Source organism: Nitratidesulfovibrio liaohensis (assembly GCF_011682075.1).
In the GTDB taxonomy this organism is placed as follows: Bacteria; Desulfobacterota; Desulfovibrionia; order Desulfovibrionales; family Desulfovibrionaceae; genus Cupidesulfovibrio; species Cupidesulfovibrio liaohensis.
Map to the genome: position 1 here is coordinate 1 of NZ_VSMK01000219.1, position 20,323 is coordinate 20,323.

General features: G+C 66.2%; 17 protein-coding genes. 6 read left to right on the top strand and 11 right to left on the bottom strand.

What is annotated here, in order from left to right; translation table 11 throughout:
- Window positions 1-390 precede the first annotated feature (390 nt).
- From FVW27_RS08445 to FVW27_RS08490, 10 genes are all read right to left on the bottom strand, one after another.
- The gene (locus tag FVW27_RS08445; RefSeq protein WP_307831323.1) at window positions 391-741 is read right to left on the bottom strand and encodes an HU family DNA-binding protein; all 351 of its coding nucleotides are present in this window, start codon (window positions 739-741) and stop codon (window positions 391-393) included.
- Window positions 742-878: 137 nt separating this feature from the next.
- Window positions 879-1,697, bottom strand: a complete 819-nt coding sequence (locus tag FVW27_RS08450; protein WP_167124298.1) for a MinD/ParA family protein — start codon at window positions 1,695-1,697, stop codon at window positions 879-881.
- Between the two features lie 239 nt (window positions 1,698-1,936).
- Window positions 1,937-2,881: a GGDEF domain-containing protein gene (locus FVW27_RS08455; RefSeq protein WP_167124300.1), complete on the bottom strand. Its 945-nt coding sequence runs from the start codon at window positions 2,879-2,881 to the stop codon at window positions 1,937-1,939.
- Window positions 2,862-3,993 (bottom strand): peptide chain release factor 2 gene (gene prfB, locus FVW27_RS08460; RefSeq protein ID WP_167124301.1). Its coding sequence is split into 2 segments (ribosomal slippage): window positions 2,862-3,917 and window positions 3,919-3,993, totalling 1,131 coding nucleotides; the frame shifts between segments, so codons are not numbered across the junction. Before prfB ends, FVW27_RS08455 begins: the two co-directional genes overlap by 20 nt.
- A gap of 316 nt (window positions 3,994-4,309) precedes the next feature.
- Complete coding sequence (gene lnt, locus FVW27_RS08465) at window positions 4,310-5,878, bottom strand: apolipoprotein N-acyltransferase (RefSeq protein WP_167124303.1); 1,569 nt, start codon at window positions 5,876-5,878, stop codon at window positions 4,310-4,312.
- A gap of 252 nt (window positions 5,879-6,130) precedes the next feature.
- The gene (locus FVW27_RS08470; protein ID WP_167124305.1) at window positions 6,131-6,952 is read right to left on the bottom strand and encodes a hemolysin family protein; all 822 of its coding nucleotides are present in this window, start codon (window positions 6,950-6,952) and stop codon (window positions 6,131-6,133) included.
- Window positions 6,953-7,221: 269 nt separating this feature from the next.
- Window positions 7,222-8,589, bottom strand: a complete 1,368-nt coding sequence (locus FVW27_RS08475; RefSeq protein ID WP_167124306.1) for a hypothetical protein — start codon at window positions 8,587-8,589, stop codon at window positions 7,222-7,224.
- Between the two features lie 349 nt (window positions 8,590-8,938).
- Window positions 8,939-10,840: a tRNA uridine-5-carboxymethylaminomethyl(34) synthesis enzyme MnmG gene (mnmG, locus tag FVW27_RS08480; protein WP_167124326.1), complete on the bottom strand. Its 1,902-nt coding sequence runs from the start codon at window positions 10,838-10,840 to the stop codon at window positions 8,939-8,941.
- A 67-nt stretch (window positions 10,841-10,907) separates the two neighbouring features.
- Window positions 10,908-12,137 (bottom strand): M20 family metallo-hydrolase, encoded by a 1,230-nt coding sequence (locus FVW27_RS08485; protein WP_167124308.1) that lies wholly within the window; start codon window positions 12,135-12,137, stop codon window positions 10,908-10,910.
- 165 nt (window positions 12,138-12,302) lie between these two features.
- Window positions 12,303-12,578, bottom strand: coding sequence for a PxxKW family cysteine-rich protein (locus FVW27_RS08490; RefSeq protein WP_167124310.1), 276 nt, complete (start codon window positions 12,576-12,578; stop codon window positions 12,303-12,305).
- A gap of 309 nt (window positions 12,579-12,887) precedes the next feature.
- On the opposite strand from FVW27_RS08490, the gene FVW27_RS08495 reads away from it, so the two are divergent.
- The 5 genes from FVW27_RS08495 (at window position 12,888) to FVW27_RS08515 (ending at window position 18,146) form a co-directional block, all read left to right on the top strand.
- Complete coding sequence (locus FVW27_RS08495) at window positions 12,888-13,517, top strand: GntR family transcriptional regulator (RefSeq protein ID WP_167124312.1); 630 nt, start codon at window positions 12,888-12,890, stop codon at window positions 13,515-13,517.
- A 153-nt stretch (window positions 13,518-13,670) separates the two neighbouring features.
- Entirely contained in the window at window positions 13,671-14,441 is a 771-nt protein-coding gene (locus tag FVW27_RS08500) for a glycine betaine ABC transporter substrate-binding protein (RefSeq protein WP_167124314.1), read from the top strand.
- 87 nt (window positions 14,442-14,528) lie between these two features.
- Window positions 14,529-14,912, top strand: a complete 384-nt coding sequence (locus FVW27_RS08505) for a cupin domain-containing protein (protein ID WP_167124316.1) — start codon at window positions 14,529-14,531, stop codon at window positions 14,910-14,912.
- Between the two features lie 108 nt (window positions 14,913-15,020).
- The gene (locus FVW27_RS08510) at window positions 15,021-16,700 is read left to right on the top strand and encodes an acetolactate synthase large subunit (RefSeq protein WP_167124318.1); all 1,680 of its coding nucleotides are present in this window, start codon (window positions 15,021-15,023) and stop codon (window positions 16,698-16,700) included.
- Between the two features lie 78 nt (window positions 16,701-16,778).
- Window positions 16,779-18,146 carry an NAD-dependent succinate-semialdehyde dehydrogenase gene (locus FVW27_RS08515; RefSeq protein WP_167124320.1) on the top strand — a complete coding sequence of 456 codons (1,368 nt, stop codon included), beginning with the start codon at window positions 16,779-16,781 and terminating at the stop codon, window positions 18,144-18,146.
- 151 nt (window positions 18,147-18,297) lie between these two features.
- Here the strand turns inward: FVW27_RS08515 and FVW27_RS08520 are convergent, their stop codons facing one another.
- Window positions 18,298-19,620, bottom strand: a complete 1,323-nt coding sequence (locus FVW27_RS08520; protein WP_167124322.1) for an amidohydrolase — start codon at window positions 19,618-19,620, stop codon at window positions 18,298-18,300.
- Window positions 19,621-19,828: 208 nt separating this feature from the next.
- On the opposite strand from FVW27_RS08520, the gene FVW27_RS08525 reads away from it, so the two are divergent.
- The coding region (locus tag FVW27_RS08525) for an alpha/beta hydrolase (RefSeq protein WP_167124324.1) at window positions 19,829-20,323 on the top strand (495 nt) is incomplete at its 3' end.

Sequence of the window (20,323 nt, forward strand, 5' to 3'; positions counted from 1 at the left end):
GCGCGGCTCACCGGCGGAGGCAAAGGGAAGCCCAGTGGGCAGGCCGTCGCGCGCCATGGCGGGCGGTGCCGGCGCGGGGCCGCCGGTTTGTCCGTCTGCGTGTCTGTCTGTCGCGTCCGGGGTATCCTGTGCGGGGGCCATGGCCGTGCCAGCAACAATGCCAGACGGCCCGGCAGCGCCGGGTTGCCCGGTCTGACACAAAGGGGCGCACGCGGCCAGCAGTGCGCACAGCGCAATGCTGAGCAGACAACAGCACACCCACGCCGCGGTCCCGTGCGGGCGCGGCTGGGTGAAACGGGAAAGGGGTGTCGGATGCGGGCGAAGCGTCGGGGCGGCGGCACGGAGAGCCCGTGCCGCCGTGCCGTCAGGCGATGACTGCGAGGACATCGCCTAATCGTTGAGGAATTCTTTCAGTTCCTTCCCGGCGCGGAAGAAGGGCAGACGTTTGGGCTGGACGACGACCATGTCGCCGGTCTTGGGGTTGCGACCGGAATAGCCGCCGTAGTCCTTGACCTTGAAGCTGCCGAAACCGCGGATTTCAACGCGGTCGCCATCGGCCAGCGCTTCCTTCATGTTGTCCACGAAGGTGTTCACGACCATGGCGGCTTCCTCGATGGGGATGTTCGTCTCTTCGGACAGCGTCTTGATGAGTTCGCTCTTGTTCATGGAATCCTCCGTGGTGCGGCGGTGCGATGGGGGCGGTTCGTTTCGCCCCGGATGACGTAGCCTGTAGCGTGCGATGCGTGGCGTGGTGCCTGCCGCCGGATGCGCTGAAGCCTTGCCAGGACGGCCCTTCCACGGGGGGTAGGGTGGGGTTCCGTGGCAATTCCAAAGACCATGGACGCACTATGGCCGAAGATGGTCAAGGTTTCAAGGGGTTAATACGCCTCATCCGAAAGTGCGCGCAACGGGTGCCTGTCTGCCAGTTCGGGCAGCAGGGCGGCACGCATGCGTTGCAGCTTGACCGCGATGGAAAAAAGGTCTTGTGCCGCAGGCGATTGCGGGGCAACGCGCATCAACGGCTTCTGCTTGCGCACCGCGTCGGGCAGGGCCTTGTCCAGGCGCACGCCGCCAAGGAATTGCGGTTCGATGTCCAGGAACTTGCGGCAGGCGGCGGCCAGCCGCTCGAAGGTCTGGGTTTCTTCCTTGCGCGATTCCGCCTGGTTGACGATGACGAAGAAGTCACGCACCCCGTGCTGGGTGGAAAGTACCTTCATCAGCGCATAACTGTCGGTGAGCGAGGTGGGTTCCGGCGTCACGATGACGATGCGCAACTGGGTCATGGCGGCGAAGGCCAGCACCGTTGGGTTGATGCCCGCGCCAAGGTCCAGGAACAGGAAGTCGTAGTTGGAGAACAACGGCTCCAGCTTGCGCACCAGCAGGGCGCGCATGTCGCCGTCCATCTCCACCAGTTCGGGCACGCCCGATGCGGCGGGCAGGAAGTCGAAGCCGCCCTGTTCGATGGGCACGGCGATGTCGCGGGGGGCGGCGTCGCTGTCCAGAAGATCCTGCAGGTTCCTGTCCGGGGCAATGCCCAGCAGCACGTCCAGGTTGGCCAGCCCGAGGTCGCAGTCCATGAGCAGCAGGGGGTGCCCGCCGCGGTACAGGCAATAGCCGAGGTTGAGGGCGATGTTGGTCTTGCCCACGCCCCCCTTGCCGCTGAGTATGGAAACGCTGAGTGTGGTGTTCTGCGTCATGTTTCGTCCGTTGATGCGGCCCGTGGGGAGTCAAATTGCCCTGGGGGCTGTTTCCCAATTAGGATTTTTGTTCGTTGGCAAGGAAAATGAGCCTGCCATGAGGGAGTATACTCTTATTGTATTCGACCGAGCCTTAGCCGTTAAGTGAGCGTAGCGAACTTTACGGATAAGGACAGCAGAGCCATGGCAGGCGAAGTTTGACGCAGCCAACGGGCAAAAGGACAATTTGGAGGCAGCCCCTAGTCGTCGTTGCCCGAAAAAAGAAACTGCTTCTCGTCCGACTGCACCATGGTCGAGCGGTCGTAGTCGGGCACGCCCGGCAGCCGGTGCACCCGCACGCGGGCCTTGCCCGAAGCCTTGGCCTCGTACAGGGCCTTGTCCGCCCGGTCCAGCAACTCTTCCGCCCGGCACACCGTGGCGCCCTTGCACCCGGCGATGCCCGCCGAAAAGCTGACCCGAAAGGTTTCGTCCCGGCACTCGAAGGCTTCGTCGCGCAGGTCTTGCAACAGCCGCTCCAGCAGGGCCTGGGCGCGCATGGGCGAGGCACCAGGCAGCAGCAGAACGAATTCCTCGCCGCCGATGCGGGCCGCCACGTCGTAGGCGCGGGTGGCGTCGCGCAGCAGATCGGCCATGCGCCGCAGCACCACGTCGCCGCAGGCGTGGCCCCACGTGTCGTTGACTCGCTTGAAGTCGTCCAGGTCCAGCATGGCCAGGCACAGTTCCGCCCCGCCCCGGTGCACCCGTTGCAGTTCCAGTTCCACCTGACGCAGGAAGGCCCGGCGGTTCATCAGGCCGGTGAGGGGGTCGTGGTCGCGCTGGTGCGCCAGATCTTCCACGGCCTTTTGCAGTTCGCGCAGGTTGAAGTTGGTGCTCTTGTCCAAGTCGATGGCGAACCACTGGCGCAGCCCGTGTTCTTCGGCCAGGGCCAGCCAGCGCTGCCGGGTCATGCCCGGAAACAGTCGGGCCACGGCCAGCAGGGGGCCGTCGGCGGGCTTGTCGTCAGGCATGTCCGGGGCGTGTGACGCGTTGCGCGCGGCTTCTTCGGCCAGCGCGCGGCGCAAGGCGTCCAGCTCGTCCAGCAACTGGGCGGAACCGCCGGGTGCTTCCGCATTGGCGAAACCGGTGGAACCCGCTGGCCCGGCTGGGCTGGCGGAAAGGTCGGCGTCAGTTGGTTTTCTGGCCATGGAGGTACAGCAGATAGTCCCGCAGGAGCTGATCGATGCGGCCGTCCAGCACGGCCTCGACGTCGCCAATTTCCGTATTGGTGCGGTGGTCCTTCACAAGGCGGTACGGTTGCAGCGTGTAGGTGCGGATCTGGCTGCCGAAGCCGATGGCGTCCTTGCCCGCGTACTGGGCCTTTTTCTCTTCTTCCAGCTTGCGCAGCTCCAGTTCGTACAGGCGGGCCCGCAGGATCTGCATGGCCGTGTCGCGGTTGCTGTGCTGCGACTTTTCGTTCTGGCACTGGGCAGAAATGCCCGTGGGCAGGTGCGTGATGCGCACGGCGGAGCTGGTGGTGTTCACGCTCTGGCCGCCGGGGCCGCTGGAGCGGAAGATGTCGATGCGCAGGTCCGTTTCCTTGATGTCCACGGTGATTTCCTGACCCACGTCGGGGATCACGTCCACCGAGGCGAACGAGGTGTGCCGCCTGCCGGACGAGTCGAACGGCGAAATGCGGATGAGCCGGTGGATGCCCTTTTCGCCCTTCAGCAGGCCGTAGGCGTTGGGCCCGGCCATGCGCAGGGTGACGCTTTTCACGCCCGCCTCGTCACCCGCCAGGTAGTCCAGGTATTCCGCTTTCATGTCGTGGGTGTCGGCCCAGCGCAGATACATGCGCACCAGCATCTCGGCCCAGTCCTGGGCCTCTGTGCCGCCCGCGCCGGGGTGGATTTCCACGATGGCGGGCATGCGGTCTTCCTTGCCGGAGAGGAGCATGTTCATCTCCGTCTCCTGCAGCAGGGTTTCCAGCGCGGTCACCTGTTCGGCCAGCGATTCCAGGGCCTCTTGCCCCGGTTCGCCCGCCGCCTCTTCTTCCTCGGCCAGGGTCAGCCATTCGGTAACGTCGCGGCGGCAGGTTTCCAGCCGCTCGAGGCGCGTTATCTCGCCTTCGAGCTGGCTTTTTTCCTGCAGGACCGGGGTGAGCTTTTCGGGGTTGTTCCAGGCGTCAGGGCTGGAAAGCTGGCGCTCGATTTCGTCGAGGCGGTTGCGGTTGCCCGCAAGGTCAAAGACGCCCCCAGAGGGAGGCGTACTGGTCGATGAGGGCGGCGCTGCGCGCGCGCAATTCGGCAAGCTGAAGCATGTGGATTGTATGTTTGTTTACGGGGTTGTGCGTGGGGAAGACTCTAGGGGCTGTTTCCGGAGTAGGCTTTTCGTTCGTTGGCAAGGAAAACAAGCCTGCCATGAGGGAGCATGCTCTTATCGCATTTGACCGAGCCTTAGCCGTTAGGTGAGCGCGTAGCGCGAATCTTACGGATAAGGACAGCAGCGCTATGGGAGGTGACGTTTGACCGCTCTGTGCTCGATGCCCGTAAATCTCGCAAGCTCGCTCAACGGGCACGTTGCGCGCTCTTCGGGGCGGTCAGCCAACGGGCGAAAGGACAATTTGGAAAGAGCCCCTAGGGACGGCGGCGAACAGGCCACAGCAACGCAAGGACGGCCAGCCCAAGAGCCACAGGCCACACCAGATGCTGCACCCGGTGGAACACGGTGGTTTCCGTCCGGGCCGTGGCCATGCCGCCGATCACCTCTGCCCGGAACAGGTCGCCGCGTTCGGCGATGCGCCCGTGCGGGTCGATGATGGCGGAAATGCCGGTGTTGGTGCCCCGCAGCACGTAGCGGCCCTGTTCCACGGCCCGCAGCACCGAAAGTTGCAGGTGCTGTTCCGGGGCCGATGTGGTGCCGAACCACGCGTCGTTGCTGATGTTCACCAGAACGCTGGCGCCGTCGGCCACGCGCTGTTGGGCCAGTTCCGGGAAAATAGTTTCATAGCAAATGAGTATGCCCAGCGCAAGGTTGCCAAGGCGCAGCGGGGCCACGGCGGTGCCGGGTGTGAAATCGCCCACGCCCTGCATCAGGGTTTCCAGAAAGGGCATGTCCAGGCCGGGGGGGGCGTATTCGCCGAAGGGGACAAGGTGCTCCTTGTCGTAGTGTCCGGCGTCGCCGCCGTTTTCGTCCACCAGCATGGCCCTGTTGTACAGCAGAAAGCCCCTTTTTACCGGCGCGTTGACGTAGCCCGGCGTGCCCACCAACACCGGGGTGCGGCTGGTGGCGGCAAAGGCGCGGATGGCCGGGCCGAATTCCTTGTGCTCCTGAAAGTAGAAGGGCATGGCCGTTTCCGGCCACACGATCAGGTCCGGGTGCCCGGCGGTGACGGCGTCCTTGCTCAGGGCAAGGTAGCGGTCCACCGTGGAACGCTGGAAGGCGGTTTCCCACTTCTGGTCCTGGTCGATGTTGCCCTGCACCAGCGCCACCCGGAACGATTCCCCATCCTTGGGCAGGCCGCGCGACAGGATGTAGGCGCCATGCCCCACCAGGCCGAAGGCAACCAGAGAGGCACCCAGTGCGCAGGCCAGGGTCTGGGCCAGGGATGACGGCGAAACGGACCGCCGCACGCCGGGGCAGCGGGGGCCGCATTCCGGGGCGATGGCCCCCATGGTCCAGCACACCACGGCTACCAGCAGGCCGGACAGGCCATAGGCGCCCACCAGCGCAGCCCCCTGGATGGCCACCGGCCACGGGGCAAAGGCGGCTGACAGGGCAAGCCAGGGAAAACCGGTCAGGAACACGCCGCGCAGCACCTCCAGCAGCAGCCAGGCGCAGCCCAGAAACAACCCGCGCCGGAACGCCCCCAGCCGGTCACGCGTCAGGTACACCAACAGGCAGAAAAGCCCGCCGTACAGCCCCACATAGGCGCCGATGGCCACGGCGCAGGGTACGGCCAGCACCCATGGCAACTGGCCGTATTCGTGCACGGGCAGGGCCAGCCAGTACAGGCAGGCCGAAGCTCCGACGATGCCGGTAAGCCAGCCCAGGCGAAAGGCGGGCCAGCGGCCCGATGCGCCAAGGCCCAGCAGCAGGAGGGCGAGGGGGTAGGCAAGGGCGAGCAGCGGCAGTTGGGCCAGCGGATTGGGGAAGCCGAGCCACAGCCCGGCGGCGCCGAGAAGGATGCAGAGTGTGTTGCGCATGCGAGGAGGTGAAACCCCCGGTGGGGGAAAAGTCAAGTACGGCGCGGTTACGGATGCGTTGCAGACAATCGCGCACGGGGCGGCCCGCACCCGCAGCGGCAGGGCGTAGAACAACCACACGGCTGCCTGCGGGCGTCAGGCCACACAGCCCCCATGCCGACAGTGCGGCATGCGCGACTGTGGCGAAAGGCGTCGGGAAAAGCCGTCTGCTCGCATTGGGGAGGAGTGCCGTGCGCGTTTCCCTTGCCCGCGTCAGGCTGCGTCCAGCGGCCCCACGCGCACGGTGCGGATCTGCTTGGCGTCGGCCTCGGCAACCACGAAGCGGCGCCCGGCCAGGTCGAACGTCTCGCCCGCCTGCGGCACATGGCCCGCCAGCATGCTGAGATAGCCGCCGATGGTGTCCACCTCGTCAGAATCCAGGCTGATGCCCAGTTCTTCCAGGTCTTCCAGCAGGGCGCGTCCGGAAAGCTGGTAGTTTTCGCCGTCCAGGACCACGATGTCCTCGTCGCGCGGGGCGTCGTGCTCGTCCTCGATGTCGCCCACGATGAGCTCCAGCACGTCCTCGATGGTCACGAGGCCAGAGGTGCCGCCGTACTCGTCGAGCACGATGGCCATGTGGTTCTTGCGACCGCGAAATTCCTGGAGCAGCTCGTAGACGTTCTTGGTTTCCGGCACGAAGTACGGCTCGCGCATCAGTTCGGCCACCGGGGTTGCGCACCCGGTGGGATCGACGAAGCAGCGCAGCAGATCCTTGGCATAGACCACGCCCACGATGTTGTCGCGGTTGTCGCGGTAGATGGGGATGCGGGAATGACCGGAAGCGACGATGCGCTCGATGACCTCTCCGAGGGAGTTGTCCACCTCCACGCAGTCGATGTCCGTGCGGGGGGTCATGATGTCCTGAACCTGCGTGTCGTCAAGGCTCAGGATGTTCAGCAGCATCGAGCCTTCGTCGGCGTCCAGTTCGCCGTCTTCGCGGGCTTCGATGATGGCTTGTTCCACCGAGTCGCCGGTGCGGTTCTGGAACAGCCGCGTGATGCGCGACCAGATGGGACTGCCCGATTCTCCGTCCAAGGGGGGCTCCTGTGTTATGGTGACGTCGCCGTGGGGCGGGGCGGCATTCGCCACCGGCGGCTGGCGGGGGTGCCGTCGCACGCGGGTACGCCGGGCTGGCCCAGGCCTGCATGACCGTGCATCGCGGGGCCTGCTCGTTCCAGTTCGAACGGGTGCGGACCTGCACTGCCCGCTGCGGCCTGGTCCTCGCAGGTCGGGGAACGGGCCGGGCGGGGCGTATGCGCGTCAGGCCGGGGTTGCCAGCGGGTACGGGCGGTTGCGGTTCGCGCTCACACTACATCGCTCCCGCTTTCCCTGTAAAGCTCAAGGTGGCGGCGGATAACCCAATTGCCCAGCGGTTCCACCTCGCCCTCGTCGGACAGGGGTTTCCAGTCGGCCATGTGGGGGGCGTTGTCGCGGGCCTGGCCCCAGGCAAGCACCTGCAGGCCCAGTTCCACGTCGCGCGTTTCGAAGGCCACGAAGCGGTTCTGGATGCGGCATTGCAGCCAGAAGCCCAGGCTGCGATCGTGCTGGGGGTCGTACAGTTCCAGCAGGGCGGTCAGGCGGCCGCCGATGTCCATGTTCATGCCCCTCGCCGTGGCGGAGCGGGCCGTGGCGCGCGGCACCAGCAGGCGCAGCCCGCCGCCGGAAAGGTTCAGCAGGGCCACGGGCAGGGCGCGGCTGATGTCCGGAAAGAGCGACGCTGTCATGTCGTCATGGTGGGCCGGTTCGGAGCACGACGCGGCGGACTGCGTGTCGTTGTCTCCGGCATCGGCGACGGGAAAGACGGGAGGGGCGGGGGCGGCATCCTGCACGGGGGGCGCATCGACAGGGCACGGCGTGCCGTGCGCGGTAAAGCTGTTCAGGCTGGTGGCGTCGGGCAAGGCCAGCAGCGGCGTGCCCAGGCGGCGCCCGTCGGCCGGGGCAGGGGTTTCCGACCCCAGGGACCATGCGGCCAGCCCCAGCACCAGATGGCGTGGCACGTCCAGACGCAGGAAGGCGCGCTTCTGCCGCCGTTCCAGCTTTTGGGGCAGGGCCAGGTCCACCAGCCATACCGCGTCGGTGGTGAAGTGCGGACCGCGCGGGGCGTTGCGGTCGGCGGAGGGCGCGTGGTGCGCGCCGGTGATCACGGAGGCGAACTGGTAATACACCTGCGTGCGCTTTTGCTGGGTGCGGAAGTAGCAGTCCACCTCGCGGCCCTTCCACGATTCCGGCACGGTGCGCAGCAGCGAGCATTCCAGAGTCAGGGTGGAACAGGTGACGGCCACGGCGGTGCAGTAGGTGGAGCGGCGCCCCGCCGGGCCGTGGAACTGCATTTCGAAGCGGCCCCGTTGCAGGATGGCGGCGTCGAGCAGTTCGCGGATCACGTGCGGATCGTTGACCCAGCCTTCGGGGGTGTAGCGTTCGCGGCGCTGGCGCAGCCCGCCCACCAGCAGCAGGGCGGCCAGCAGGGCGGCCACTGCGGCCACGATGAGCACGAATTCGCGCACCAGCGTGAAATCGGCCTGGTAGTCGCCGAAATGGCGGGATATTTCGGCCAGAAAGCTGGCAGCTCCGGGCGGTGGAAGAGAAAGGAAAAGGTTGTCCGCGCCGGGCCGGACGAGGTAGGCGAGGCCGGAGAGGCAGAGGTCCCACGGGAACGGAGCGGCGCTGCTCATGATGGTGCCCCGGACTGTTGAGGTACGCCGAAGGGCGCGCGGCAAGCTGGGTGCGAAGCCGGACGAACGCCATTCTGACGGTAGCCGCAAATGGCGCCTGCCGCAACAGGTTGGGCGTTAGAGCATGGAGGTAGCCGGGGGGGAGAGGGATGCCCCGTGACGGGCCGGGCAGGCGTAATCGGCTGAACCGGAAGAACCGCCGGATCGGGCGGATCGGGCGGATCGGGCGGATCGGGCTGGATTGGCGTAACGGGGGGAACCGTTTTATCCGGTCGGATCGTTTACCCGGCCGGATCGTTTACCCGGCCGGATCGTTTACCCGGCCGGATCGTTTACCCGGCCGAACCGCCTACCCCGCCGGAGTGGCCTGGTTGCGCTCGAGCTTGCGCAGATGAATTTCGATGCAGGTCAGCGCCGCCGGGGTTACCCCGGAAATGCGCGCGGCCTGCCCCATGGTGCGCGGCTGCACGCGGGTCAGCTTTTCCACGATTTCGCGGGTAAGCCCGGCTACCGCCGTGTAGTCCAGGCCTTCGGGCAGGGGCTGCGATTCCTGCCGGGCGGCCCGCTCCACCAGTTCTTCCTGCCGGGCCAGATACCCGGAGTAGCGGATGATGGTTTCCGCCTCTTCACGCACTTCCGGCGCGTGGTCCGTGGCTTCCGGCCAGAAGGCGCGCAGCCGCTCCAGCGACATGGTGGGGCGGCGCAGCAGTTCGGCCAGAGACACCGCGCGGGTGGGCACGGCCTCGCCAAGATCGGCGAAGACGGCTCGGGTGGCGGCGTCGGGCGTCACCCGGCGCTGCTCCAGCGCAGTCATCAGGTCGGCAAGGGCGTCGTGGCGGGCGCGGAACACGGCCCAGTGGCCGTCGTCCACAAGGCCCAGGTCGCGGCCCAGGGGGGTCAGCCGGGCGTCGGCGTTGTTCTCGCGCAGCAGCAGGCGGTGCTCCGCGCGGGAGGTGAACATGCGGTACGGCTCGCGCGTGCCCTTGGTGACAAGGTCGTCCACCAGCACGGCCATGTAGGCCGCATCGCGCCCCGGCAGGAACGGCGGCAGCCCGCGCAGCGCGCACGAGGCGTTCAGCGCGGCCCACAGCCCCTGCGCCGCCGCTTCTTCGTAGCCGGACGTCCCGTTGATCTGCCCGGCCAGATACAGGCCCGGCAGCGTCTTGGTTTCCAGCGTGGGGTGCAGTTGGATGGGGTCGGCGTAGTCGTACTCTATGGCGTAGCCGGGGCGCACGATCTGGGCGTTTTCCAGCCCCGGGATGGTGGCGATCATGGCCTTCTGCACGTCCAGCGGCAGGCTGGTGGGAATGCCGTTGGGGTAGCATTCCGGGCTGGACAGCCCTTCCGGCTCCACGAAAATCTGGTGCCGCTCCCGGTCGGGGAAGCGGGCCACCTTGTCCTCTATGGACGGGCAGTAGCGCGCCCCGGTGCCGGTGATGACGCCGGTGAACATGGGCGAACGGTCGAAGCCCGCGCGAATGGCTGCGTGGGTGCGTTCGTTGGTCCAGGTCATGTGACAGGGCACCTGCGGCAGGCGCACGCCGGGGCCGCGAAAGCTGAACGGGCGCGGCGGTTCGTCGCCGGGCTGCTCTTCCATGACCGAAAAGTCGATGCTGGCCCGCAGCAGGCGTGGGGTGGTGCCGGTTTTCAGGCGGCCCAGCTCAAGTCCATGAGCGCGTAGCGAGGCGGAAAGCCCCACCGCCGGGGCATCGCCAAGGCGACCGCCGGGAAAGTTGGTGAGCCCCACGTGGATCAGCCCGCACAGGAAGGTGCCGGTGGTCAGCAGCACCGTGCGGGCGCGGAATTCCTGCCCAAGGCCGGTGCGCACCCCGGCGGCGCGGCCCTGTTCTGCCAGGATGGCTTCCGCCGTGTCCTGCCAGACCCACAAGTTGTCCTGCGCGAAAACGTCGCGCCGCACCGCGTGCAGGTAGGCGTCGCGGTCGATCTGGGCGCGGGTGGCCCGCACGGCGGGGCCCTTGCTGACGTTCAGGGTGCGGAACTGGATGCCCGCCTCGTCTGCCCACAGGCCCATCATGCCGCCCAGCGCATCGATTTCCTTGACCATGTGCCCCTTGGCAAGCCCGCCGATGGCCGGGTTGCACGACAGGTGGCCGATGCGGTCGGCGTTGCTGGTCAGCAGCAGGGTGGGATGGCCCAGGCGCGCGCTGGCCATGGCCGCCTCGCATCCGGCATGCCCGGCGCCGACCACGATGCAGTCGAAAAGGACGGGAAACGGGGCCTTGCGCGGCATGAGGGGTGCGGACATGTGCGGTACCGTGGTGTGGGGTGCGAAAGGTTGGGCGGTGCCGGGCATCCGGCTACTTGCCGCCCTCGAACAGCATGGTGGCGATGACCTTGGCGTCGCCGATGTTGCACGACACGCGCGTGGCCTCGTTGGGTACGTGGGCGTTGGGCACCAGCTTGGACCACACGGCTGCGGAAAGCCCCATGCGCCGCACTATGGCGGCCACGGTGCCCCCGCCGATGCCCGCCGGGCGCGCGGTGACGCCGTACACATCCCTGATGGCCGCACGCAGCCGGGTGACCACTTCGGCATCCGGGCTGGTGGGCGGTGCGGCCTGTTCGCGCAGTACCTGCGAGATGGCGATGGTCACGCCGTGTTCCCGTTCCACCTCGTCGGCCAACCCGCGCAGCGCGGTCACCACCTCGTCCAGATCGTAGCGGGGCAGCACGCGGCAGTCCACGTAGAACACGTCCGATCCGGGCACGGTGTTCACGTTGGGCACGTTGGCCTCTTTCTTGGTGGGCACGAAGGTGGAGGTGGCCGGATTGAACAGCGGGTCCGCGTCGGGGAAGCGCTGGCTCAGGTGGCGGATGCGCAGGATGAGCGCGGCGGCACCCGCAAGGGAGTTCACCCCTTCGTCGGGGGTGGAGGCATGGCACTGCTTGCCGGTGACGGCAACACGCAGCCAGAGCATGCTCTTTTCCGCCACCTCGATCATGGTGCCGTCGCTGTCGCCGAAGTCGGGCACCACGATGAGGTCGTCGGGCCGGAACAGGTCGGGCCGCACGGCGGCCACGTGGGCCATGCCGTGCGCGTTGCCGGTTTCCTCGTCGGCCACGAAGGCCAGGCCCAGCGAAAGGGTCGGGGTGACGCCCTGTTCCAGCAGTTCGCGCGCCACCAGCAGCCCGGAGACGATGGCCTGCTGGTTGTCCTCCACGCCGCGACCGTACAGCACGTCGCCGTCCACGCGCAGGGTCCACGGGTCGCCGTCCCACAGGGCGGAGTCGCCGGGGGGCACCACGTCCATGTGGGCCAGCACCCAGACTGTGCGGGGCGAGGTGCCGGGCACGCGGGCGATGATGTTGGGGCGGTGTCCGCAGGGTACGCGGGGGTCGGGGGCGTTGATATGCTCGATGTCGGTCACGCCGATGGCGCGCAGGTGGGCAAGCAGCCAGTCCGCCTTGGCGCGTTCACCTTCGCCGCCGCTTTCCGGGCCAAGGGCAGGGCGGCTGGTCAGTTCGCGTTGCAGTTCGATGACGGCGTCGCAGCGGGCGTCAAGGGCGGAAATGATGCGGTGCGGCATGCGGCAAACCCCGTGCGCGTGGCGCGTGGCGCCCGCAACCGCACGAAGCGGCCCGGCCGCCGAGTCAGAATGCCCCGCCAAGCATGGCCGAAACCGGCTGTGCGGCGGTGAAAAAAAGAAAGGGCGAGGTTGCCCGCGCCCTTTCCCGTGCTGTCGGAGTAGAGGCTAACGGCCCTTGGCAGCGCGCTTGGACGCCTTGAGGGGGTTGACCTTGGCAGCGGCAGCGGCCTGCGTCTTGATGTGCGTGGCGAAGTTGCACTTGCCGCCCGCCCACTTGCGCTCAGGCATGGGGTAGCTGCCGCAGAACTTTTCGTCTTCGAAAAGGCGAATGCGCTCACAGCCTTCGCACTGTTCGACGATGGGCTTGATGGCGATGCCGTTCATCACCACGCCGTCAGCCGTCTTGGTGGCACCAGCAAGGACGTTGCTCGTTGCGCTCATCTCGAAATCCTCCGTCGCGCGCGAAGCGCGTTTGTTCTTTCAGAAAGCAGGTTCCAATTATACAGTTCGCCCCGATTGTCAACAGAAAAAAACGGACGCACCTTCGCGGGCGTCCAGCGGCCGGGCCGACCCGGCGGGGCTTGCAACGAGGACGGGGAGTGTCCACCAAGAGGGGCGCTGTGTGTGGGGGGGGCGTGCCGCGCATCCAGGGCGACCGGGCGCCAACGGGGTGAAGGGCACCCCTCCCTTGATTATCGATAATGCACATGATATGGTGAAACACCATCCAGTCACGGAAGTAGTTTTCAGATGAACAGCCAGATACTCAACAGAAAATCGCTCAAGGAGCAGGTGCGGGACATCCTGTTCGACAGGATCATTTCCGGAGAACTGGCCCCTGGCGACCGCGTGAAGATCGTGCCCATAGCCGAGTCGCTACAGGTAAGCCAGGCGCCGGTGCGAGAGGCCATCCAGTGCCTGGTCACCAGCGGCTACCTGGAGCAGCACCCCAACGTGGGGGTCAAGGTAAAGGCGTTCACGAAACAGGACATCCGGGAAATCTGCCATGTGCGCAAGCTGTTGGAGGCCGATTCCCTCGGATCCGTCACCCCGGAGGACGGTCGGCGGTTGGCCGATGTTCTCGACGGGCACCTGAAAGGTATCATCGAGGCTGTTGAAGCGCAGAGCTTCACCGCGTATGCCTTGCACGACACCCGTTTCCACCGCTGCCTCGTCGAGGCGTCGGGCAACGCGAAAATGCTGGCCATATGGGATTCCCTGCTGATTCCTCGCCTTGTCGTCATGACGATTCGGGAACTGGGGGTGACGATGGACACTCTGATTCCCCTGCATGTTCCCATCGTCGCCCGCTTGCGGGAGGGGGATGTCGGTGGGGCCGTCGCAGCCTTGCTGGCCCATTACACGTTCTTGAAGGGGTAGGCTTTTGAGGTGGTATAATATCGATAATATATGATAGATGCTTTGGGGGGGCGCATGGTACGAGCACTCGTGGCTACCCGTCTCCGACGGCGGGATGGTGGGGGGCGCGACGTGCCTTTCTCCAACCTCCAACACAGGAACGGAGTGGACACGATGGAGTTGCAAGTCGGCAGAATAGATTTGTCGTTTCACCACGTGGCCGCGGCCGTGGTGCTTGTCGGTCTGGAACGGGCTGGCGTGCACTGTCAGCTGCACACGGCGCCGCACGAGGAAATGTTCACCATGTACGCGCGCGGCAAGGTAGACATGGTGGTCGGCGCCTGGCTGCCCGCTTCGCACGGCAAATACTTGATCGGAATGACCGACCAGACCGTGCGTTTCTCGGTGCTGTACACTCCGTACTGCCTGTGGGGTGTGCCGGAATATGTCCCGGCCGGTCAGGTCGCCTCGGTGGCGGATATATTGAAGCCCGAAGTGAGCGCGCAGTGCAACAAGGTCATCCAGGGCATCAACGAAGGCGCCGGGATATCGCGCTTTTCCAGAAACGTCATCAGGGAATACGGCCTGGACAAGGCGGGCTTCACGTTCCGCAGCGGAACCATCGCCGATTGCACGGACGCCTTCATCCGCGCCCACGAAAAGGGGGAATGGGTAGTGGTGCCTTTGTGGCAGCCCCAGTACCTTTTCCATTCTTACAAGATACGCGCGCTGCAGGAACCACGGGGGCTGCTTGGCGGCATGGACCAGGCGTGCATCATTCTCCGGAAGGATGCGCTCGCCAAGCTGACACCCCGCGCGGTGACCTTCCTGAAGGGCATCCGGTTGGGCAATGCCGCCGTGACGGACATGGACTACCAGTATGTCGTGGAAGGCATGCCCCTTGACCGGATAGCCAGGGACTACCTGGACCGGGTGTGCATCTGAACGAACGCGACGCCTGCCGGCGAAAATGGAGCACTGGGGCGGGGGCGGTGTTGCGCAACACGCAGGCAGGCAACAGGAGGCAAGCCCATGAAGAGGAAGTGCGTGGTCCCCGCAGGGGGACTGGAATTCTGGAGCAACGAACAGAAGGCCGCCCTCGGTGACGGAATGCATGATACCAACGTGGGATGCCACGTGGCATACGAGAACGACCATTTCAGGATATGGACCATCCACCTGGGCCCCGGCGAATGGCTGCACTTTCACAGGCATGAGCGGCCCTACTACTGGACGGCCCTTTCGACGGGCCGGGCCCGGTCGCGCCACGACGACGGATCTGTCTGGGAGGTGGAATACGAGGTGGGAGACACCAAGTATTTCGACCAGATCGACAAGGACAATTTCTTTGTTCACGATGTGCTGAACATCGGCGAAAGTCCTCTGGTGTTTTCCACTGTGGAATTCCTGCGCTGAGTACTTTCATCGACGGAGTGCGTCCCCCTTCGGAAAGCTGGGCAGCGGCTGTTGCAGCCCGCCCCGCCCGTTTTCCGGAAGGCGGACGCGCACCAAGGGAACGGTGTTATGAAGGCAGCAGACCTCTTTGTGAAGGCCCTTGAAAACGAAGGTGTGGAATACATCTTCGGTGTTCCGGGCGAGGAGAATCTTGGGCTCGTGGAATCGCTGCGCGCCTCCGGCAAGATCAGGCTGATCCTTACCAGGCACGAGCAGGGCGCGGGCTTCATGGCGGCGACGTACGGGCGTCTCACGGGCAAGCCCGGCGTTTGCATGTCCACCCTGGGCCCGGGCGCCACGAACCTGGTGACGCCGGCCGCCTATGCCCAGCTTGGCGCCATGCCCATGGTCATGATCACCGGGCAGAAGCCGGTCAACAAGAGCAAGCAGGGCAAGTTCCAGATCGTGGACGTGGTGGACATGATGCGCCCGCTCACCAAGTACACGCGACAGGTGAACCATTCCGGGCATGTACCCTCCATCATTCGCGAGGCGTTCCGCAAGGCGGCCGAGGAGCGCCCCGGCGCCGCGCACATCGAACTGCCCGAGGACGTCGCCGACGCCCCCGTGGAGGGCGCGTCCCTGTTCGAGGTGGTCGGCCAGCGCATTCCCCAGGCCGAGGAACGGGTGCTGGAAAAGGCGGCCACCATGCTGCGCAAGGCCAGGCGTCCGCTGCTGCTCGTGGGCGCGGGGGCCAACCGCAAGCGGGCCAGCGCCGCGCTGACCCGATTGGTGGACCAGACCCGCATGATCTTCTTCAACACCCAGATGGGCAAGGGCATCATCGACGAGCGGCATCCCCTCTACCTGGGCACGGCGGCCCTGTCGGACAACGACTACCTGCATGACGCCATCGACATGTCCGACCTCATCATCAACGTGGGCCACGACACCATAGAAAAGCCGCCCTTCCTCATGCGCCCGGGCGACAGCCGCAGGGTGATCCACATCAACTTCTTTCCCGCGGAAGTGGACGAAGTCTACTTTCCGCACCTCAACGTGATTGGCGACATCGCCTCGTCCGTGGACCGGCTTGTCGACCTGCTGCTGCGCGAGCCGCTGCCCGCATGGGATGACGACGTGTTCATCTGCGCCCGCGACAAGGCCCGGCAGAACAACGCCGGGTACGCGCGGGACGACAGATTTCCCATACTGCCCCAGCGGATGGTGCATATCACGCGCGAGGTCATGCCCGATGACGGCATCGTCACCCTGGACAACGGCATGTACAAGATATGGTTCGCGCGCAACTATCACGTGTACGGCCACAACCGCCTGCTGCTCGACAACGCGCTGGCCACCATGGGCGCGGGCTTGCCGTCGGCCATGGTGGCCAAAATGCTCCATCCGGACCGCAAGGTGCTCGCCGTCTGCGGCGACGGCGGCTTCATGATGAACTCGCAGGAGTTGGAAACGGCGGTCCGGCTGGGGCTTGATCTGGTGGTGGTCGTTCTCAACGACGGCGCCTATGGCATGATCAAATGGAAGCAGCAGGGCCTTGGATTCGCGGAATACGGGCTAGACTACGGCAACCCGGATTTCGTCCGTTACGCCGAAAGCTTCGGCATACCGGGCTACCGTCCGGATTCCGCGTCCTCGTTCCGTGATATCCTTTCCGGAGCGCTGGCGGGCAAGGGCGTGCATCTGATCGATCTGCCGGTGGACTATTCCCTCAACCACGAGCTTCTCAACATGCACCTGGTGGCACGCGACCGTACGGAATGCATACCCGCACCGGACGGGGCATGATCTACCCATTGCGCAAGCGGGACATGCTTGCGGAACAACATGCAGATATGGCCGTATTTCGGTGCGGCGGAGAGCGACATGGACAAGACGGTCAGCATCAATCCCGCAACGGGTGAAAAGACGGGGGAGTTCGCGCGCGTCACGCTGGACGAAGCCGTCGGCAAGGCGCGGCAGGCACGGCGGGCGTTTGGCGCATGGCGTGAAACGTCCTTTGCCCACCGGGGGGAACTGTTCCGCAACCTGGCGGAAAAACTGCTCGGGGACAAGGACCGGTACGCCCGGCTGGCAACCCTGGAAATGGGCAAGCCCATTGCGCAGGCCCGCAAGGAAATCGAAAAGTGCGCCTGGGTCTGCCGTTACTACGCCGAACACGCAAAAGGGTTCCTGAGCCAGACGCCGGTGGAAACGGAAGCCTGGAAGAGCTACGTCGCCTTCCAGCCGATTGGGGTGGTGCTTGCCATCATGCCGTGGAACTTCCCGTTCTACCAGGTGATCCGCTTTGCCGCACCGGCACTGATGGCCGGCAACACCGGCGTGCTGAAGCACGCTTCCAACGTGCAAGGCTGCGCCCGGGCGCTGGAGGAGGCCTTTGCCGGGGTCGGCTTTCCCCCGGGCGTGTTCGGCAACATCAACATGAGCGCGGGTGACATCGCGGGGCTCATCGCCAATCCCGCCATCGCCGCCGTCACCCTTACCGGCAGCGAGGCCGCCGGGCGCAGCGTGGCGGCCACGGCAGGCAAGCACCTGAAAAAGGTGGTGCTCGAGCTTGGCGGCTCGGACGCCTACATCGTCCTTGACGACGCAGACGTGGAAAAGGCCGCCGATCTCGCCCTGGCGGGCAGAATGCAGAACACGGGACAGACCTGCATCGCGGCCAAACGCTTCGTGGTGCTGGATGGCATCCACGACGCCTTTCTGGCCGCGCTGCGGCACAGGATGCAGGATGCCCGCATGGGCGACCCGCTGGATGAATCCAATTACTACGGTCCCATGGCTCGCACGGACCTGCGTGACACGCTGCATGCCCAGGTCGAGCGCACCCTGTCCCAGGGCGGGCGGCTGCTCTGCGGGGGCGTCGTGCCGCCCGGTCCCGGCGCCTATTATCCCGCAACGCTCATCGCCGACGTGAAGCCCGGCATGGAGGCCTTCGACACCGAAATGTTCGGCCCGGTGGCCGCGGTCATCCGCGCCCGGGACGAGGAACACGCCATCGCCCTGGCCAACGACACCCGCTTCGGCCTCGGTTCCGGGGTCATCACCAGCGACAGGGAGCGGGGCGAACGAATCGCCCTGCGGCTTGAAGCCGGAAGCAGCTTCGTCAACACGCTGGTGGTGTCGGATCCGCGCCTGCCGTTCGGCGGCGTGAAGGACAGCGGCTACGGACGCGAGCTGTCGTCCTTCGGCATCCACGAGTTCGTCAACATCAAATCGGTCTGGATCGCCTAGCTCGGCCACGGAACCGGCGGCGCCGGGGCGTGCGGCATTCCGCGAGGAGCGGACCCGATCCCGAAGGTGCCGCCTGTTCCCGCCACGCAACAGGGCGGCCCCCAGTGCGGACTGGGGGCCGCCCTGCGCGTTTGCGCGACGCTTTTCCGGGCTATCGCCCCAGCTTGTCCAGCACCCAGCGGCGCACGTCGCGCATCTGGGCCACCAGGGCGGGGTAGTCGAAGCGGGTGAACCGGCCATCCTGGTACAACACTTCGCCCGCCACCATGGTCAGGCGCACTTCGTGCCCGGTGGCGGCGTACACCAGATGCGAGGCCGGGTTGTACATGGGTTGCAGGTTGGGGGATGAAAGGTCCAGCGCGGTCAGGTCCGCCGGGCAGCCGGGGGCAAGCTGGCCAAGGCCCGGCCAGTGCAGGGCCGCCGCGCCGCCCAGGGTGGCCATGTCCAGCACGGTCTGGGCCGGGGCGCAGGTGGGGTCCATGCAGCGCAACTTGTGCAGCATGGCGCAGCTGGTCATTTCCGTGAACATGTTCAGGCTGTTGTTGCTGGCCGCGCCGTCGGTGCCGATGCCCACGGCAATGCCCCGCGCCAGCATTTGCGGTACGGGGGCCGCGCCGGAGGCCAGCTTCATGTTGCTTTCCGGGTTATGGGCCACCGCCGCGCCGGTGGAGGCCAGCAGATCGATTTCGTCGTCCGTCAGGTCCACGGCGTGGGCCACGGTGGTGCGCGGGGTCAGCAGGCCAAGGCCGTGACAGTACGGCACGGGGCGCTGGCCGAACATCTGCTGGCACTGGGCCGTTTCCGTGGTGGTTTCCGCCAGGTGGATGTGCAAGGGCAGGTCCAGTTCCTCGGCCAGGGCCTGGCAGCGCTGCAGCAGTTCCGGCGAGGTGGTGTACACCGCGTGCGGGGTGACGCACTGGCGGATGCGCGGGTTGTGCCGCCAGGTATCGTGCAGCTTGCGCACCAGGGCCAGGCCCGCGTCTGCGTCGGGGTAGGCGGGCGAGGGGAATCCGAAGATGCCCTCGCCGCCCAGGCAGCGCAGGCCCGCCGCGTCCACGGCGCGGAAGGTGGCGTTCTGGATCAGGTACATGTCGTTGAAGGCCGTGGTGCCGGTGCGCAGCATTTCGGCGCAGCCCAGCAATGCCCCCGCCTCCACGATATCGGGCGTGAGGTGTTTTTCGACGGGAAAGATGTGTTGCGTCAGCCAGTCCATCAGCGGCAGGTCGTCGGCCACGCCGCGCAGAAAGGTCATGGCCGCGTGGGTGTGCGCGTTGACGAGGCCGGGCATGACCAGTGCGTTGCCAAGGTCCAGCACCTGTGCCGGGGCGTGCGCGGCGGCCACGGCCTCGCGCGGGCCAACGGCCAGCACGGTGCCGTCGGTCACGGCCAGCGCGCCATCCTCGATGACGGTGCGCATGGCGTCTTGTGTTACGATGCAGGCGGCTTGTATGAGGATGTCGCAGGGGCGGGTCATGATGACTCCTTGGCTATGCGCCGCGGGCGTGGCGTGAGGGGGATGATCCGGTGTCTGCTGGCCTGGCAACGAATCGGTTTCCATTAATATAGGGCATGGCGTGTCGCAAGCGTGCTGCGCCCGTGTGGCAATGCGCAGGACGCGCCAAGATGTGCCGTGATGTGTCATGATGTGCCAAGACGCGCCGGAGAGCGCCAGGGAGTGAAGGATGCGCGTGGGATGTCTGCTGGTGCACGGGTTCACCGGTGCGCCCTTTGAAATGGAGCCGCTGGTCGGGCCGTTGAACGAGATCGGCTGCGTGGTGCGTAACATCCGCCTGCCGGGGCATGACACCTCGTTCGAGGACTTTCGGCGCACCGTGTTCGCGGATTGGGTGGCCCACGCGGAAGACGAGTATCGCGCGCTGCAGCACGAGGTGGATGCGGTGGTGCCCATCGGTCTTTCCATGGGTGGCGCCATCGCCCTGCACCTGGCCCAGGTGTTCCGGCCCCTGGGTGTGGTGGCGCTGGCCGCGCCCATGTACGTGTACCGCATCATCCCGTGGCGCATGAAGGACTGGCGGCTGCCGCTGGTGGGGCTGCTGCGCCACGTGCGTCCGGTATGGCCATCCGCCCCGCGTAGCGAGACGGCGCGCGCCGTGGCCCCGTGGCGCGGCTACGAAGAGGCCACGGCCCTGCCGCAGTTGCACAGCCTTATCGTGGGG